Raw genomic sequence first — 18,385 nt, 5'->3', positions numbered from 1 at the left:
AAGAAGGTGATGGGCATGGGGTGGTTTAGTAATTCTAAAAAATCAAATAATGATTTAATCGTTACGGCATTAAATAAGTCACTTGCGGTGATTGAGTTTGAACCTAGCGGCATAATTATTACGGCGAATAATAACTTTTTAGATGTAATGGGTTACCCCTTAGAAGAAATTCAGGGCCAGCATCATTCAATGTTTGTATCTAAAAAAGAAGCTCAGAGCAGTGAATATAAAAGCTTTTGGCAAAGCTTGAAAGGCGGAGAGTTTATTGCTGATGAGTTTCAGCGGATCAGTAAAAGCGGCAAAGATGTGTGGATCCAAGCAACTTATAACCCCGTTAAGGATGAGCATGGAAATGTTATAAAAGTTGTGAAATTTGCCAGTGATATTACGGCGCAAAAGATGGTTGCTGTTGAAGCTGCGGGTCAAATTGCTGCTATTAGTAAATCTCAAGCGGTGATTGAGTTTGGTTTAGATGGCAGCGTGTTGACCGCGAATGACAACTTTTTGCAGACATTTGGTTATCAGTTAGAAGAAATAGTCGGGCGGCATCACCGTATATTTATTGAACCTGAGGTTGCTAAAAGTGAGCAATACCAACTGTTTTGGCAAAAATTAGGTCGTGGTGAATTTGACTCAGGTGAGTACTTACGTATCGCTAAAGATGGCAGTGAAGTATGGATCCAAGCATCTTATAACCCAATTTTTGATCTCAGTGGCAAACCTTATAAGGTGGTTAAATATGCGACAGACATCACAGCTCAAAAAGAATTAGAAAAAGAATCAAAAAGGGATGCTGATCTATCGAGCGCATTAACGATCTGCCAGGCGAGTGTGATGATGGCAGACAATGATTTACAGATAGTGTTTGCTAACAATCAATTAAAACAAATGTTCCAAGCCAGACAAGGTGAGCTGCAGAGTGTACTAGGTGATTTTTCCGTCAATAGTATAGTGGGCTCAAGTATTACGGCATTTTTTGAAAATACAGCACAACAGGTTCAGTTGTATACAAACTTGACCGACTCTATTGAGTCAAAACTAGAAATTGCATCGTTAATTTTTAATATTATTGCGACCCCTTGGTTTAATAAAGAAGGTAAGCGCTTAGGAACAATAATTGAGTGGCAAGATTTAACCGAAAGTATTAAAAAATCGACTGCTGAAAAACGTGCTGCTGAAGAGAATTTACGTGTACGAAGAGCGCTGGATCGGGTTGCCACAAACACCATGATTGCAAATACTAAAAACGATATTATATATATGAATGAAGCGGTGCAAAATATGATGCGCGCCGCAGAGCAAGATTTACGACGCGACTTACCTAATTTTGATTGTAGTCAGTTAATAGGGCAAAACATTGATGTATTTCATAAGAACCCAGCTCATCAACGCAATCTGTTAAGCAAGCTAACCGATACTTACAGTGCAGAGATACTTGTAGGTGGGCGCACCTTTGGCTTAGTTGCGAACCCTATTTTTTCCCCAGAAAATGAACGTATTGGCACTGTGGTGGAGTGGGAAGATCGAACAGCCGAAGTCGCAATAGAAAAAGAAATTGCTGACTTAGTCAGCTCTGCACGCAAAGGTAATCTAGACGCTCGTGTTACAGAGCAAGGTAAGGGCGGTTTCTTTTTACGCTTAGCTAAAGGTCTAAATGGTTTAATTGGTATTGTTGATGATGCTGTCACCGGTACTGCTAATATGCTTGATGCGATGGCCAATGGTGATTTATCAAAACGGATAGAGCAAGAGTATCAGGGGTCGTTTGAAAAACTCAAGCGTGATGCCAATACCACGGCTGATAAATTAACGGAAGTCATTAATCGTATTAATACCTCGGCAACCTTAGTGGCAAGTGGAGCAGAGGAAATATCTCAAGGCAACGCTGATCTAAGCCAGCGTACAGAAGAGCAGGCCTCATCGCTTGAAGAAACAGCATCTAGCATGGAGGAAATGACCAGTACAGTACGTCAAAATGCTGATAATGCAAAAGTGGTTAATGAATTAGCAGAAGAAACGCGCGACAAAGCGCAGCAAGGGGGCGAAGTTGTTAATCGCGCGGTGATCAGCATGTCGGCAATTAATGAGTCGAGTAAAAAAATTGCCGATATTATTAGCGTGATTGACGAAATAGCATTTCAAACTAATTTATTAGCTCTTAATGCCGCTGTTGAAGCTGCTAGAGCTGGTGAACAAGGGCGTGGCTTTGCTGTTGTTGCTGGCGAAGTGCGTAATTTAGCGCAGCGTTCAGCGGGTGCTGCAAAAGAAATTAAAGAGTTGATCAGAGATAGCGTTGGTAAGGTTGAAGATGGCACTTTATTAGTTAATGAATCAGGAGCCACTTTAAAAGAAATTGTTATTGCAGTACAAAAAGTAACTGAAATGATATCTGATATTGCAGCAGCGTCCGAAGAGCAAAGTTCAGGTATTGAGCAAGTCAACAAAGCTATTTCGCAAATGGATGAAATGACCCAGCAAAATGCGGCCTTAGTTGAGCAAGCATCCGCGGCCAGCGAGTCAATGTCAGAGCAAGCGAATGATATGACCCGGTTACTGAACTTTTTTACTATAAGTCAGCAAGACGCTGTAATTAATACTGCATCAGTAACTCCTACTACCGCGCCACCACGTAGTAATAATATCCGTAGTAAAGCGCGAGGTAATAACTTTGCTAATTCAGCTGATGAATGGGAGGAATTTTAACGTTTTTTGCAATCGCATTACTAGTTAAGCCTCTGTACTTTGAAAAATCCAGAGTCTTAACTTTTAGCAATTTTGTTAATATTCAATCGCAGCTCAGTCACGCCTATTGCGAGTAATTGTAATGAAAGAGTTTTTACTAACCGACCATGATTTCAAGCAAATAGCTGCAATAGTTTATGACGCGTGTGGCATTGTATTAGGTGATCATAAACGAGAAATGGTCTATTCACGTCTTGCTCGTCGGCTCAGAACATTGCAGCTGACAAATTTTAAACAGTATTTAGCTTATTTAGAGGCACATAAAGAGCAAGAATTTAGTGATTTTATCAATGCAATAACAACTAATCTGACTTCTTTTTTTCGTGAATCACATCATTTTGATTATTTGCAATCCCATGTAATACCCAAGTTATTAGTGACAAATAAAAGCACTCGGCGAGTTCGGATATGGTCTGCAGGTTGTTCAACTGGGGAAGAACCCTATTCTTTAGCTATGACCTTACATGGGTTATTTCCAGCCGATTGGGATGTGAAAATTTTAGCCACTGATTTGGATTCAAATGTATTAGCTAAAGCACAATCAGGTACCTACACTGCGGCTAATGTGAATGGACTTGAACAACATCAATTACAGCGCTGGTTTTTAAAAACTAAAGATGGTGAGTTATTCAAAGTTAAACCTGAATTACAGCAAAAAATTCATTTTAAGCGGTTGAATTTATTACAAGACTGGCCAATGAAAGGGCCTTTTGATGTGATCTTTTGTCGTAATGTGGTGATTTATTTTGATAAAGAAACAAAAGATCAGTTATTCCACCGTTATTGTCATATTTTAGCTGATCATGGGTACCTATTATTAGGTCATTCTGAAACCATGGGAAAGGAGCATAGTGAGTTTAAAAACTTAGGTAAAACTATGTATCAGAAGGTGATTTATGGATAGTCATTTTAAGCCAGTATTACATGGGTTTGAGCATATTAAGCGGTTTTGGGACTCAGGTCAGCGGCAAGTTATTGCTAAAGTATTGCCCGGTGAGTTTTACGTGTCAAAAAACGATGAGGTGATTTCCACTGTGCTAGGTTCATGTATTGCTGCTTGCATTTATGATGACAAGCTTGGTGTGGGTGGCATGAATCACTTTATGTTACCGATTGAAAAAGGCGTAGAGCCAACTAGTGCGCATAACTTAAATTGTCGTTATGGTAACTGGGCGATGGAGTTTTTAATTAATGAAGTACTTAAAAATGGCGCCTCTAGGCAAAATCTAAAAATAAAACTGTTTGGCGGCGGTAAAATTATTCGCTCGATGACAGATATTGGCCTTGGTAATATTCGCTTTGCTTACTCTTATGTGCAAGAAGAAGGGCTAGAATTAGTGTCTCATGATGTGGGGGGGCCTTGGCCGCGTAAGGTCAATTTTAACCCTCAAACAGGCAAAGCGCAGGTTAAAAAATTGCGCGACATGCACACTGATGTGATTGAAAAACGCGAAGTCCGTTATTTACATGATATCGAAGAACAAGATTCTAAAACCGATATTGAGTTATTTTAAGGGGTAAAAAATGGTCAAGGTGTTAGTGATTGATGACTCGCCATTGATTCGACGAGTATTGACGGAGGTACTGCACCAGGCTGATGATATTCAGGTCGTAGGGTGTGCAGAAGACCCTTATCAAGCACGAGAAATGATTAAGCAACTTAATCCCGATGTGCTGACTTTAGATATTGAAATGCCGAAAATGGATGGCATTAGTTTTTTGAAAAACCTAATGCGTCTACGGCCTATGCCTGTGGTAATGATATCAACGCTCACCCAAAAAGGTTCACCGATGACTTTGGAGGCGCTGGAATTAGGGGCAGTTGATTTTATAGCTAAGCCGACAGTCAATGTATCTGAGCAATTAAGCCAGTATGCTAAATTAGTGCAACAAAAGGTCCGTACGGCAGCGGCGGCACGAGTACGGCCTTTTAAATTAAGCCAAGTACAACCTATCGAAACGTTAAGTAATGCACAGTTTAGTATCAATAAGGTTTTGGCGATTGGAGCTTCAACAGGAGGAACTGAGGCGATTAAAGAGGTGCTAATAAGAATGCCAGAAAACTGCCCTCCGATCGTTATCACGCAGCATATTCCACCTGTGTTTAGTAGTTCATTTGCTTTGCGCATGGATAGAACATGCACTATCAATGTCAAAGAGGCGCAGCAAGGCGATAAGTTAAAAGCTGGCTGGGCGTTTATCGCCCCGGGTGGTCAACACTTAAGCGTTATACAGCAAGGAGGCAGCTTATATTGTCAGCTTGATGAGAGCGAGCCGGTTAACCGTCATCGTCCTGCGGTTGATGTATTGTTTAACTCGCTGGTTAAAGTGTGCCCTAAAAATACCATCGCAGCTTTATTAACGGGTATGGGGAGCGATGGTGCGCAAGGTTTACTGGCGCTAAAACAGCATGGTGCTTATACCGTAGCGCAAGATGAACTATCGTCAGTGGTATGGGGCATGCCTAAAGCCGCTGTAGAGATCGGAGCAGCTTTAGCGGTGGTCTCGCTTGATAAAGTGACGCAGCATCTACTAAACCAAGCAATGAAAAAGTAGTCACCTTATAAACTTGAGCTGATTATCCCGGGCTCAGGTTGATAATTATCAAGGGATTATATTTTTACTGCACAATTACCCACGGTTGTGAAAACCAATAATAGCTATTCTTATGAGTAATTGATGGTGCTGTGCAGTTAAATCGTGACCGCCCTTGAGCTAAATTTTTCGGTGAATTTATGGTCACAGTATCAGCTGCTGACCAGTTTAGTTTTGCCTGACCGATGCCCGATACATAACAAGCTAGCTGACTTTTATGAAAGTCTCCCATATTAAATTTAATGCTGATCTGAGGTGGATTTTGGCTGGTCACGCTATCAATATAAGTAAGCTCTTGGATTGAAAATGCGCGAGAGTTTAGTTTGGTCACTAGCGTATCAAGCTTGCTATAAAACCCAGAAGCCGGAAAGCGTGGTAAACGGCTAAAATCAGAGTCTTTGTTGATGGCACCAGAGTGTTGGCCAATACCAATAAAGCCCAACTCTTTCACTAAAATTTGTAATTGGTTATTAAACTCGCCATATGGATATGCTAAATATTTATAGTCATGGCCAATTTCTTCTTTGATCCGTTGTTGTGATGACAAAATATCTTGCTTAACACGCGCCTGCCATTGTTGGGTTGTTTCATCGGCTAATTTACGATGTAGGTAATCATGTTGTGCGCTGTGATTGCTGATCAGAGCACCTTTTTTGGCAAGTTCTCTGAGTTTATCCCAGCCCATTACATAGCCTTTACCTTCATCAATCAATTTTGGATTAACGAAAATAGTATAGGGGTAAGCAAACTTTTCTAATATCGGCGCTGCTTGTTCATAATTATTGTTGTAACCATCATCAAAGGTAATAGCGACGGTTTTATCTGGTAAACTTTGGCCTTGTTGTAAAGCAGATAGTAATTCATTCAGTGGCACTACGTTAAAGTCATGCTGTTTTAGATAGTTTAAATGCTCAGTGAAGGTTTCTGCACTGACACTGGTGACTGCTGGCAGGGTCTCACTGACATGATGATACTGTAAAATAACTGCGCTGTGAGCAGGTAAAGATAGACAAAAGAGGATCGATAGCAGACTGTGAAAAAATTTCTTAATCGTCATAAAGCACACCATAAAAGCTTGCTGTTGTTAGCTGGTCCAATGATATTATCAAATATAACCGTGCCACTGTTAGGAATAGTTGATACTGCAGTAATAGGGCATCTTGGTAGTGCTCATTTTCTTGCCGGAATTGCCTTGGGCGCCACGGTAATTTCATTACTATTTTGGTTGGCGGGCTTTTTACGCATGAGTACCACAGGGCTGGTTGCGCAAGCTTATGGCAAGAAAGATTATCCTCAATTAGCCGGATTATTAAAGCGCAGTTTAGTATTAGCGCTTATCGTGGCATTTTCTTTAATTGCTTTATCGCCACTTATTAAAAATGCCATAGCTTACCTTTCTGGTTCCAGTGCGCAGGTGCTCGCACAAGCTTATAGTTATTTTGAAATTCGTATTTTTAGTGCACCAGCGGCATTATGTAACTTGGTATTATTAGCTTGGATGTTAGGGATTCATTACGGTAAAGGGCCTTTTTATTTATTACTAGTTACTAATATCACCAACATTGTTTTAGATATTTATTTTGTTGTGTACTTAGATTGGCAAGTCGCCGGAGCTGCTTGGGCATCGTTGATTGCCGATTATACCGCGCTATTATTTGCATTATTCTTGGTTTTTAGGTTGGCGAAAAAAATGACTGTGCCGCTATTTTTAGGTGGGTGGTTTAGCCGAGATAAAATGTGGGCGTTATTAAGTCTTAACCGTGATATTTTTATTCGCTCCTTAATTTTACAACTGTGTTTTAGCTTTATGACCTTCTATGGTGCACGCATTGGCGAGGTAACGCTTGCGGTAAATGCTGTATTACTGAACTTTTTAATGCTAGTGAGCTTTGCTCTTGATGGTATTGCCTATGCAAGTGAAGCAAAAGTTGGCCAAGCAAAAGGTCAACATAGCGTACGGCGTATAAACTTATGGGTAAAAATAAGCGTATTTTGGGGAATGCTATTTGCTTTTTGTTATAGCGTGTTTTTTGCATTGTTTGGTTCGCAAATTATTACCTTATTAACAGATATTCCTGAAGTGATCAAAGCCGCCAATGAATACTTACCATGGTTAATTTTTATGCCATTAGCGGCAATGAGTTGCTTTTTGTTTGATGGTATTTTTGTTGGCCTAACTAGAGCTCAAGATATGCGAAATACCATGCTAATTTCAGCATTAGTTGGATTCTTTGGCGTGTTTTGGGTGTTTAATGCTTGGCAAAATCATGCGCTTTGGTTAGCAATGACCTGCTTTATGCTACTGCGTGGCATTACATTGGTCGTACGTTATAAGCAGTTGCAAACAGCGCAGCAGTTACTGAATTAATAGAAATAGCAATAAATCTAAAGTTCACTTATAACTTTGGATTTATTGTGCTAAAACGGCGTCGTTAAGCACTGTTTATTTTAACTTCGATTCGCATCTTGGGATGGCTTGGATATATGACTGAACTTTATCATTGGTTTGATTTAATTGGCATCGCCGTATTTGCCATGTCAGGCACTTTAATTGCCTATGATAAAAAAATGGATGGCTTTGGAGTCGTGGTACTGGCGACGGTCACCGCGATAGGTGGTGGCACAATTCGAGATTTGATTTTAGATGTTCCGGTATTTTGGTTACACGACCAAAGTTATTTTATCGCGATATTTGCATCTGTCTTTGTTACCACGCGATTGATCAATAAGCAAAAATCAATTCCTTTATATCATTTACAAGTTGCAGATGCGTTTGGTTTAGCGTTCTTTGCTGTAATGGGGGCGCAAAAAGCATTGCTCGCGGGGATGCCAGCTACAACCGCAATTATTATGGGGGTGATCACCGGTTGCTTTGGCGGGGTAACGCGAGATGTGTTGGCAGGCAATATTCCTATGCTATTAAAAGGTGAGCTATATGCAATTACTTGTATTGCTGGTGGTATTGTTTATACCCAAGCAATTGTATTGAACATTGAGACAGAGATAGCGATGGTGTTAGCGATGTTAACCACCTTGCTGTTACGCCTTGCAGCAATGAAATGGCAACTAACACTACATATTTTTAAATATCCTGACTAGACTGTAAAGAACAGAACGTTACAGGGACAAAGGATGTCATTAGCTCGAATTTATTCTCGTGCCCAAGTGGGTATTCAAGCACCTGAAGTGATCGTTGAGGTGCATCTAGGTAATGGTTTACCAGCATTTCATATTGTAGGTTTGCCCGAAGCCTCAGTAAAAGAAGCCAAAGATCGTGTACGCAGCGCATTAGAAAACTCTAAATTTGGTTTTCCAGACCAACGCATTACAGTCAATTTAGCACCTGCTGATTTACCCAAAGAGGGGGGGCGTTTTGATTTAGCGATTGCGGTTGGTATTCTCATCGCTTCAGAGCAAATTGTTTGCACTGATATTGAACGCTATGAATTTTATGGTGAGCTGGCACTGAATGGCGAAGTGCGTGGCGTGAATGCAATACTCCCATCAGTTTTAGCAGCTAAAGCACAAGGGCGTTGTTGTTTTTTACCTTTAGTAAATGACAGTTTAGCGAGTTTAGTAAATGGCGTTGAGCGCAAAGCGGTCTCTTCTATCCAAGAAGTATGGAGTGATTTACTCAATCAGCAGCCTTTACCTCTTAATATTAGCTACCCAGAACAGCAACATAGCGGTGTTGAATTCTTAATTGATTTAAGTGATGTAAAAGGCCAGCCGGGCGCGAAAAGAGTGTTAGAAATCGCTGCGGCGGGTGGCCATAATTTACTTTTTTTGGGGCCACCTGGTACGGGGAAGTCAATGCTCGCGCAACGTATGCCGACTATTATGCCGGGCATGTCCGATGATGAGGCACTTTCCACCGCAGCGTTGTATTCAATTATTGGCCAAAGTGTCGATCTAACTAATTGGCGCAAGCGACCATTTCGTAATCCTCATCACACATGCTCCGCTGTGGCACTAGTCGGAGGCTCTTCAAACCCAAAGCCCGGGGAGATTTCACTAGCGCATAATGGCGTATTATTTCTTGACGAACTACCAGAGTTTGAACGTAAGGTGCTTGACTCATTACGCGAGCCTATGGAGACAGGCACAGTAACGATTTCAAGAGCGGCAAGGCAAATGGAGTTTCCTGCACAGTTTCAATTAATTGCGGCTCTTAATCCAAGTCCTACGGGTTGTCATAATGATAAGCGCGCAACTCCGGATCAAGTTATGCGTTATTTATCGCGAGTGTCAGGACCATTTATTGACCGTATTGATTTACAAATAGAGCTACCACGTTTAAATAGCGCGCAATTGCAAAGCACTCAAGAAGAACAAAGTAGTGCGACTGTGCGCACGCGGGTCGAGTCGGCATATAATCTGCAATTGCGTCGCCAAGGTAAAGTCAATGCGCGACTTAATAATAAAGAAATGAGTGTGCATTGCGCGCTTGCAGCGCCGGAGTTACAGTTTTTAGCTAAAGCCAGTGAAAAGCTATCATTATCGCCACGCTCTTATCATCGAGTGATCAAAGTAGCGCGAACAATTAGTGATCTAAAAGGGCAAGATAATATTAGTTTAGATGAACTAAAAGAGGCACTCAATTATCGTGCATTTGAACGTTTGTTATCACAATTAACCCAGTATTAGTGGTTAGATTGCATTAAATTGACAGCATGTAGCCTTTACCGCGTACCGTAACGATGCGTTTTTGGTCTTTTTCATCGCTCAGTTTTTTACGTAAGCGGCCAATTAAAACATCAACAGTTCTGTCATTTGGACTCCAATCTGGCTGGCCAATTTCTTCTGATATTTTTTCACGAGACGTGGCTTTTCCTGCGTTTGAGATCAAACAAATTAACACTTTATGTTCCGCTTCAGTGAGCCTAGATTCAATGCCATTAGCAGTGATTAAAGTACGGTTGTCTGGATGCAGTTTGAAGTCAGCATATTCAATGAATTCTTCGCTTTCATCGCTACTGTTATTATTGCTTTTCAAGCGCTTATAAAGTGCTCTTATACGTAGTTCAAGCTCTAATAAATCAACTGGTTTACAAATATAGTCATCAGCGCCTTGGGCAAGTCCGGCAATACGATCGGCTTGAGAATCTCTGCTTGAAAGCATGATCACACCAATGTCTGTGAGGGTGTTGAGTTCTTTTGCTAAATGTAAGCCATCACGTTTAGGTAATACTATGTCAATAATTGCTAATGATATGGCATCATGATTATTAGCGCGAGATTGCACTATTGCTAAGGCATCAGCGCCAGTCGCATCATTTTCAATGCAAAATTCAGTCTCTGCAAAATGATTGAATATACGTTTTACTAATAGTTCGTCATCTTCAACCAATAAAACATGAATAGTCATAGTATCTTAATTACCTTTAATGATGCCTCTATGTTATCACTCATTCGTAAAAGGTGAGAAGGGCGATTTTTAGTATTTATGCACTATTTAGGTGATTATTTAATTATTATCAACAGGTAAACATACTAGGTTTACCTGTTGAACAGAATAAAAGCTACTTTTCAGGGTATAAGTACTGCCACCACTGTGGTTGCTCTTTTAAATGCTTATCGAAGTAGGCAAGCATAGTATCCCACCAATCAAAGCGTTGATCGCGAGCAAAAATTTGATGGTCCGCCCCTTTATATTCAATAAGGTCAACATCTTTGCCTAGTAGTTTCAGCGCAGTATACATAGTGTGACTTTCGCCTACAGGTACATTGGTATCAGCATCACCATGTAATAGCAGTAGCGGTGTGGTTACTTTGTCTGCATGGAAAACCGGACTATGTTGGCTGTATAGTTCACTATTATTCCAAGGATAGCTGTTTTTAGAGGCTTCGCCAGAATATAAATAGCCCCACCAACCGTGACCCCAATACGAGGTAATATTAGAAATCCCCGCGTGTGCGATTGAGGCACTAAACATGTCTGTTTTAGTGGTCAGTAACATAGTCATAAAGCCACCGTATGATGCGCCTAAATTACCTAAACGATTTTTATCAATAAATGGATACTGTTTTAATAGTGCTTGGGTACCTTGCATAATATCGTCAGCAGTATATTGACCCCACGCATTCACATGCTTAGCAGAGAACTGTTGGCCAAATCCAGTTGCACCGGTCGGTTGCACTACATAAACCACATAGCCATGCTCTGCCCATAAATTGAAAGGATAACGCCCAGTAAAACCACGAGTAACCGGTGATGTACCGCCATAGTAATATACTAATGCTGGGTAGTGTTTGTTCTTATCAAGATTGCTTGGAAAGTAAACACGACCTTTAATTTCAACACCTGCGGTATTGATGAAGTTAAATTCATCTAAGCTGGCTATATCGGTATTTGCATACGCTTGTGGTTTAGAATCCCACAATGTGGTTGCGGTGTTTTTATTAATACTTAACTGTTTTAATTGCTGTGGAGATGATGCATTAGAGCCGCTAACTAAAATAGCTGGGCTGCGGTTGTGTGAAAAACTGAATTGTTCAACTACATCAAAACCTGTTTTGAGTTTGCTAAAGCGTTGTTTGCTTTTATCGTACAGGTACAAAGCAATCGTATCTTGCTCAGTGACTTTAACGAGGGCATCGCCATTAGCGAGCACTTCAAGTTGACCAATGGCAGGATCAAATTCACGACTTAATGGTGCTGCATTTTTACCATGATCAGTTAATAGGTAAAGCTGTCCATCATAGTTGTTAGCAAGCATATTCTCAGGTAGGTTTCTGCCTAAACCATCTTTAAAATCAGGACCCGCAGTGACATAAATGTCATCACCTGTGTATTTAGCTTGATTAAACGTAGCAAACTGACCAATAACTGTGTTGCTCGCATTGGTAATATTCAATTCCACTAACTCAGTGGTGGGGTGAGTCGACGCTTGCATTACTTGCACACCACGACTCAGTAATACCGTACCACGTTTGCTATTAAAATCTTCAATACTGTGACTAAGTGGTCCTTGGCTTATTGTTTTACTCAGGCCTGTACTTATATCTAATAAGTAAGCTTGTGAGGTTGTGCGGGCATATGACCAACGATCTTGTAAACCTTGGTAGTGTTTAGTTAGGCTGTTATCAGCTGCTGGTGATTTGGACCAGCTGAAGATTAAGCTGTTGTTATCGTAATATGCAAAGTCACCCGCGCCCTCTAGGTTGCTGGCAATCACTTTAAGATTAAGGGTTTTTCGATTTAATTGCTTTAACTTTCCATCTAATAGATAGACTAAATAATTATTATCGGGGCTCCAAATAATGTTACTCGGTTGACCCGACTCAAAACGGTAAACTGTTTGATTATCATCATTTTTTAGCTCTGTGATCACATTTGCTTGATTGCCAGTGCTATCCTGATAATGACGTTTTGCCACTAAATAGTGTTTGGCATCAGGTGCTAAAGATAGTGAACTAACCGTTGTGGCATCAAACAGTTGTTTAGCAGATAAACCGTGTTGCTCTTTATTGCTAAAAGTTAATCTATCAATTGCTGCTTTAGGGTTGAAATCAACGTCAACATCGTGCCAATTAGCAACTTGTTCAGCAATAATCACTATTTGGTGATCGCCTTGCGGTAATGCCAGTTCATAGCTTTCTTTTGTGACTGATTGTTTTTCACCATCGATAAACAACTGCGCTTTTTCGATACCTTTAAGTGTCAATGTGCCTTGGCTAAAGCGCTCTGCATGAGCGGTAAACTTTAATGCTTGTAGACCACCAAGAGTTAACGCATTTACTTTGTCTAAGGTTTGCCACTTTAATTTTTCGCCAAATACCGTAATACTTGTTGTTGGTTGTTGAATGCTAGGTAATAGTGCGTTAATAATCGCATCTTGATGCTCAGTTTGATATGGCTTTAGCTGCATGTCGGCTGCAATTGGGCCAATAAACTTAATATCTGCTTTATCTAATGGTGCAGCGACTAAAGCGCTACTTAATGTGCTTAAAGTTAACACCGCGAATGTGGTTGTTAGGCGAGGTGCTTTACCGCGCCATAGTGAACTAAAATTCATTATTGAGCCTGATGTAGGGAATTTAATTTAATATAGCATGTGGTTGTGGTGCCAAAAAGTGCTCTGCGATGGATTTCATTGCTCAGCAGCGTAAGGTTTGAGGTTAGGGGCTACACTTGGTAAGGTGTATACCTAAGGGGGTATAATTGACTGACTGGCTAAGGGGTAACAGTGACATTATTAATCGTTTACATGGTTGCGGCGATTACGATTTCTTTTTTATGTTCGATTATGGAAGCCGTACTATTGAGTATTACGCCAAGCTATGTCGCAGTATTGCGTAAAAAAAAGCCTAAGCTAGCCAAACGTTTTGAGCAATTAAAAACCAATGTAGATCAGCCTTTAGCTGCTATTTTAACCTTAAATACGGTTGCCCATACTGCAGGTGCTGCCGGTGTAGGGGCACAAGCCGCGGTGGTTTTTTCTGATGCGGCGGTGGGAATTGCTTCGGCGATAATGACATTGTTAGTATTGGTGCTGTCAGAAATTATTCCAAAAACTCTGGGCGCAAAGCATTGGCGAACGCTTGCACCTATGGTGACCCAAGCATTACAGTATTTAGTCATCGCACTAAAGCCTTTTGTGTGGCTTGCTGAAAAACTCACCGGTATATTGGGCCGTAATTACAACGAAGAGTATTATATTCGTCAAGAAATTGAAGCTATGGCTGATATGGGGTCGCAATCAGGTGCTTTGCATCAGGAAGAGTCTGAAATCATCCGTAGTTTATTGCATTTTCGCCACGCTAAATTAGATTCATTACTTACCCCGCGTACCGTCTTGTTTAAAGTGCATAAAGATTTAACTGTAAATCAGTATTTAGCTGAGCATGGTTCAGCGTCGTTTTCTCGAGTGTTGGTATATGATAAAAATGGTGATGATATTATCGGTTTTGTACATAAAAACGATATTATGTTGGCGTATCATCGATTGGGCGAGAACTATAAAATCAGCAAGTTGATAAAACCTATTTATACTGTGCCAGAGACCTTATATGTACCTACTTTATTACATACTTTGTTAGCTGAGCGCACTCATATTTGCTTAGTGGTAGATGAATATGGTGATGTGCAGGGGATTGTGACGCTCGAAGATATGATTGAAGCGTTAATGGGCTTTGAAATTGTAGACGAGCATGATCAATCAGCTAATATGCAAGCAGTTGCTAAGCAAATGTGGCGTCAGCGCTTGGAAAGTAGCAATAAATTGTTAAGCGCTGAGAATACCATGGCGAAACGAAAAAATTAACGTCGGCTATGACTATTTAATGAAACCATATGTAGCCATGATTGCGCCCAGCGAATAAATTCAGTTTTGCCTTTTGGGCGACTGATCAAAAAGCCCTGCATTAAAATGTGCTCTTTAAAACGCTCCAAGTATTCAAGCTCCTCAACGCGCTCAATGCCTTCAGCGACAATTGTTAAGTCATCTTGAATAGCTATATTCACTAAGCTACTAACAATGACCTGAGAAAATAAATCACTTTCAATATTACTGATCAAGGTACGATCTATTTTCACCTCAGTAAAAGGCAGTGTTTTTAATTGTTGTACATTGGTAAACCCAGTGCCAAAATCATCAAGAGAAATACCAAAACCACGCATTCGCAAACGGTTTAGAGTTTCTAGCTGTGCTGAACTGGATAAAGCATGCTGTTCTGTGATCTCTAAAATAATTTCACTTGGGGTCAATTGATTAAGATGTAAAATTAAAGCCAGCTTATCTGGGCAGCTTAAATCTTCTAGCTGGCAGGGAGACAAATTAAAGGCCAGTTTAAGTTTGTAGCCTAAACGAGTTTTTATTTCTGAGAAATCGCCTGTTGCCTTTTCAAACAACTGAAATGTGATTAGGTTAATTAAATCTAGATCTTCAGCGACACAAATAAATCGCTCCGGTAAAAGTACTGCGCCTTGTTCCGCGGTCACTATTCTGGCTAATACTTCTATGCTTTCAACTTTATTACTATTACGGTTTACTTTTGGTTGATAAAACGGCGTTATCTCATTATGACTTATTGCATGCAGCAATTGCGTTTCAGAAATTGGTTCTGTGGGTTTTTCAGTATGACAAGCTAAATACTCTAGTTTTTGTAGCAGTGTATAAACTTGGTTGAGTTGCACTGGTTTGGCGATGTTACCAATTAAATGTACATTATTTTTTCGGGCTAAATCAGCCGCCAAATCAATGATTTTTGAATTCATTTCCGAAATAATGACAATTGCGCCTGGATATTGGATATCGCCAAGGTGGCGAATAAGCTCCATGCCATCCATGTCTGGCATATTCAGGTCAGTAAACACGGCGTCAAAAGTATATAGATTCGTTTTTACTTTATTAAGAGCGTCTTGAGCATTCAAGCACGTAGTTACATTGGGCACATTAAGCTCATTTAAGATAGCCTGCATCACTACTAAAATAGCTTTTGAATCATCAACGACCAGAATGCTGCGTGCTAATTTTGTCATTTTCTTCCCTGAAATAAAATTTACTTGTTAACTAAAAGTAGTCGAGAATAGCGAAGGTGTCAGCTTTATAGTTGCAAATATATTCCATAATCTCGTTAAAAAAATGGGTATACTAACGATATAATTTTTAAGGTTTAAAGTGACATCATGCAAATACAGCTGACCCTCGCTGATCAACAATTTAGTTTAGTGCTCGCAGGGCAACAAATTGTAAAAATTTTTCAGCAACAACAAGCGATTGGGTTTGATAATCCGCGCGAAAATTATTTTGAATTTAAACTTGACGATCAAGTAATTGGCTTAGACACCAGTGCTGTAGTTGAACAAAGTTTATCACTTCATATTAATAATCAATTTGTACAACAGCTCACCTTGCCACCAATTGAAAAAACCAAACCTAAGCAGGGGCTGCTTGGATTATTTGCGCTTGGTTTTAAGATCTTTAAAAGTGCCAAAGTTGTTAAAGTGGCGTTAGCTGGCGCCTCAGTGGCTGGTTATGCGTGGCTGTTCACCTTTGAATTTGCCTTGATGCTGATTGCCTGTTTAGTGATCCACGAATACGGCCATGTTAGAGCAATGCAATATTTTGGGATTAAAACCAAAGGCATTTACTTGATCCCGTTCGTCGGTGGTCTTGCGGTGAGCGACGATAAAATTACCACCCGCTGGCAAGATGTGGTGATTTCTTTAATGGGGCCCGCATTTGGTTTGATCACCTCCGTAATGGGGGTGGTGCTTTATTACGCCACCGAGATGGAAATATTCGCCGGGGTCGCAGTACTCAGCGCATTATTGAATTTATTTAACTTGTTACCTATCTTGCCGCTTGATGGCGGGCATGTATTAAAAAGTATTAGCTTCTCAATGCGTTCATGGGTTGGATTGAGTATTTGTATTTTAGGCGTGTTATTTGGCTTATGGCTAAGCTACACCTTTGGCTTAATGCTATTAGTGTTTTTCTTATTTATCGGTGCACTGGAAATAGCCTTTGAATGGCGCGGCCGCCACTATTCACATTTACTGCCACTAGATAAATATGGGCAAGGTTTTTCGGCCGTGATGTACGCTTTAGTAGTTGCAGGCCATGTGGCTGTGATGATGCATTTTGCTGACTCTGAAAATGCAATTTTAAGCCTGCCGATGAAGATATTGTCGAGTTAACAAATTTAAATAGCGTGAGGTGTTACTCACGCTATATTTTTGCAGCAAGCGTTACGGATAAAAACTCAACACCAAGGATATAAACACGCCGGTTATAATTAGCTGCACTAAACAAAAGCCCATAATGTCTTTGGCTTTTAGGCCGGCAATTGCTAGCACTGGCAAGGCCCAAAATGGTTGAATCAGGTTAGTCCACGCATCACCCCAAGCTACCGCCATAGCCACGCGTGGTATATCTGCACCCAGAGCTTGTGCTGCGGGTATCACTATCGGTGCTTGTACCGCCCATTGTCCACCGCCAGATGGCACAAATATATTGACTAATCCCGCGCTTAAAAAGCTCCAAAACGGCAGTGATTGTGCACTGGCGATGGCGATAAATCCTTGTGATATTTGCTGCGCCAAACCTGTTTGTACCATGATTGCCATGATCCCAGCATAAAATGGAAACTGGATAATAATCCCTGCGCCGCTGGGGACTGCTTGCTGCAGGCTATTAAGTAAATTATACGGCGTTTGATGCAGTAAAATCGCAGAAAATAAAAACAGTGCAATCACACTGTTTAAATTAAGTGAGCCGCCACTAAACACAAAATAATTAGCTAAATAAACTAGCCCAAGCACTCCAATGCCTAGTCCTAATAACTTACTGTGTTCAATTTTATCGGCAGGGCGAGTAACATTGTTGGGCTTAGGTATCGGTTCTGCTAATAGCGTTTTATCAACATAAATGCTGTCTTTGGCGCTGGGTAACATATAACGATTAACCAGTGGCATAATGATAAATAAGCCAATAACTATGGCTATATTAAATCCTGAAAAAAGTGTTTCGCTGGTGTTTATCACACCAATGCTTTGCTGTGAAAAATGCCCTGACGTTGCGATAGTTAAAGGAATTGAGCCTGCCAAGCCACCATGCCAAACAATAAAGCCAGAATACGCACTGGCAACCAGTAAGCGATAATCAACTAGTGTGTGGCGGGCAATGGCTTTGGCAAATAAAGCGCCAATAACTAAGCCAAATCCCCAGTTAATCCAACTGGCAAGTAATGATACAAAAGTCACTAATAAAATAGCTTTTGGCGCAGTATTGGCAAGTTTTGCTAATTGCGTGAGCAGTCGGCTCATCATCGGTGTACTTGCCAGCATATATCCGGTGAGTAATACCAACAGCATCTGCATGGCAAAACTCAGTAAGTTCCAAAAACCACTGCCCCACGCGCTCAGCACTTGTTGTGGGTTTGAAGGTGTCACTACACACGCAATTATAAAGGTAAGTAGTGTGAGTAAAATAACAAAAATAAATGGATCGGGTAGGTAACGTTCCACTAATTTAGTGAACGGTTTGGCAACATGATTTAGCATAATGATTGTGTGTTTTGATTATTGCTACATATTGCCAAT

The 18,385-nt window shown here is 40.6% G+C and carries 14 protein-coding genes; 9 read left to right on the top strand and 5 right to left on the bottom strand.

The features are described 5' to 3' along the window. Nucleotides 1–15: 15 nt before the first annotated feature. From H5182_RS12745 to H5182_RS12730, 4 genes are all read left to right on the top strand, one after another. Nucleotides 16–2,703 carry a methyl-accepting chemotaxis protein gene (locus tag H5182_RS12745; protein ID WP_182760132.1) on the top strand — a complete coding sequence of 896 codons (2,688 nt, stop codon included), beginning with the start codon at nucleotides 16–18 and terminating at the stop codon, nucleotides 2,701–2,703. A gap of 121 nt (nucleotides 2,704–2,824) precedes the next feature. Further along, nucleotides 2,825–3,646, top strand: a complete 822-nt coding sequence (locus tag H5182_RS12740) for a protein-glutamate O-methyltransferase CheR (RefSeq protein ID WP_182718551.1) — start codon at nucleotides 2,825–2,827, stop codon at nucleotides 3,644–3,646. Continuing rightward, nucleotides 3,639–4,256, top strand: a complete 618-nt coding sequence (gene cheD / locus H5182_RS12735) for a chemoreceptor glutamine deamidase CheD (protein WP_149980431.1) — start codon at nucleotides 3,639–3,641, stop codon at nucleotides 4,254–4,256. The genes H5182_RS12740 and cheD overlap by 8 nt, the downstream gene beginning before the upstream one ends. Before the next feature lie 10 nt (nucleotides 4,257–4,266). After that, on the top strand, nucleotides 4,267–5,298 hold the full coding sequence (locus H5182_RS12730; protein ID WP_182739922.1) for a chemotaxis response regulator protein-glutamate methylesterase: 1,032 nt from the start codon (nucleotides 4,267–4,269) through the stop codon (nucleotides 5,296–5,298). A gap of 64 nt (nucleotides 5,299–5,362) precedes the next feature. Here H5182_RS12730 and H5182_RS12725 read toward each other — a convergent pair whose 3' ends face one another. Next, on the bottom strand, nucleotides 5,363–6,394 hold the full coding sequence (locus tag H5182_RS12725) for a polysaccharide deacetylase family protein (RefSeq protein WP_182760131.1): 1,032 nt from the start codon (nucleotides 6,392–6,394) through the stop codon (nucleotides 5,363–5,365). On the opposite strand from H5182_RS12725, the gene dinF reads away from it, so the two are divergent. The 3 genes from dinF to H5182_RS12710 all read left to right on the top strand — a co-directional run bounded on the left by dinF (nucleotide 6,371) and on the right by H5182_RS12710 (nucleotide 9,984). Then, the gene (gene dinF / locus H5182_RS12720; protein WP_182731732.1) at nucleotides 6,371–7,705 is read left to right on the top strand and encodes an MATE family efflux transporter DinF; all 1,335 of its coding nucleotides are present in this window, start codon (nucleotides 6,371–6,373) and stop codon (nucleotides 7,703–7,705) included. The genes H5182_RS12725 and dinF overlap by 24 nt on opposite strands. Before the next feature lie 116 nt (nucleotides 7,706–7,821). Continuing rightward, the gene (locus H5182_RS12715; RefSeq protein ID WP_145237840.1) at nucleotides 7,822–8,436 is read left to right on the top strand and encodes a trimeric intracellular cation channel family protein; all 615 of its coding nucleotides are present in this window, start codon (nucleotides 7,822–7,824) and stop codon (nucleotides 8,434–8,436) included. 33 nt (nucleotides 8,437–8,469) lie between these two features. Beyond that, nucleotides 8,470–9,984, top strand: a complete 1,515-nt coding sequence (locus H5182_RS12710; protein ID WP_145237843.1) for a YifB family Mg chelatase-like AAA ATPase — start codon at nucleotides 8,470–8,472, stop codon at nucleotides 9,982–9,984. Between the two features lie 13 nt (nucleotides 9,985–9,997). On the opposite strand, the gene H5182_RS12705 is transcribed toward H5182_RS12710, so the two are convergent. Together H5182_RS12705 and H5182_RS12700 are read right to left on the bottom strand one after the other, a co-directional pair. Then, nucleotides 9,998–10,705 (bottom strand): response regulator transcription factor, encoded by a 708-nt coding sequence (locus H5182_RS12705; protein WP_182731734.1) that lies wholly within the window; start codon nucleotides 10,703–10,705, stop codon nucleotides 9,998–10,000. A gap of 154 nt (nucleotides 10,706–10,859) precedes the next feature. Beyond that, a complete protein-coding gene (locus H5182_RS12700) occupies nucleotides 10,860–13,355 on the bottom strand; it encodes a S9 family peptidase (protein WP_182760130.1) in 2,496 nt (831 codons plus the stop codon). Between the two features lie 171 nt (nucleotides 13,356–13,526). Here H5182_RS12700 and H5182_RS12695 point away from each other — a divergent pair, with 171 nt between their 5' ends. Next, nucleotides 13,527–14,603 (top strand): CNNM domain-containing protein, encoded by a 1,077-nt coding sequence (locus H5182_RS12695; protein ID WP_145237853.1) that lies wholly within the window; start codon nucleotides 13,527–13,529, stop codon nucleotides 14,601–14,603. Here the strand turns inward: H5182_RS12695 and H5182_RS12690 are convergent. Continuing rightward, nucleotides 14,600–15,820, bottom strand: a complete 1,221-nt coding sequence (locus H5182_RS12690; RefSeq protein ID WP_145237856.1) for an EAL domain-containing protein — start codon at nucleotides 15,818–15,820, stop codon at nucleotides 14,600–14,602. The two genes, H5182_RS12695 and H5182_RS12690, sit on opposite strands and share 4 nt — an antisense overlap. Nucleotides 15,821–15,964: 144 nt before the next feature. Here H5182_RS12690 and H5182_RS12685 point away from each other — a divergent pair, with 144 nt between their 5' ends. Next, on the top strand, nucleotides 15,965–16,981 hold the full coding sequence (locus tag H5182_RS12685; RefSeq protein WP_145237859.1) for a metalloprotease: 1,017 nt from the start codon (nucleotides 15,965–15,967) through the stop codon (nucleotides 16,979–16,981). 51 nt (nucleotides 16,982–17,032) lie between these two features. Here the strand turns inward: H5182_RS12685 and H5182_RS12680 are convergent, their stop codons facing one another. Beyond that, nucleotides 17,033–18,346 (bottom strand): short-chain fatty acid transporter, encoded by a 1,314-nt coding sequence (locus H5182_RS12680; RefSeq protein WP_182760129.1) that lies wholly within the window; start codon nucleotides 18,344–18,346, stop codon nucleotides 17,033–17,035. Nucleotides 18,347–18,385 lie beyond the last annotated feature (39 nt).

It is taken from the genome of Pseudoalteromonas sp. SG44-17 (assembly GCF_014164235.1).
In the GTDB taxonomy this organism is placed as follows: Bacteria; Pseudomonadota; Gammaproteobacteria; order Enterobacterales; family Alteromonadaceae; genus Pseudoalteromonas; species Pseudoalteromonas rhizosphaerae.
This window is presented reverse-complemented; position numbering and strand designations above follow the sequence as displayed.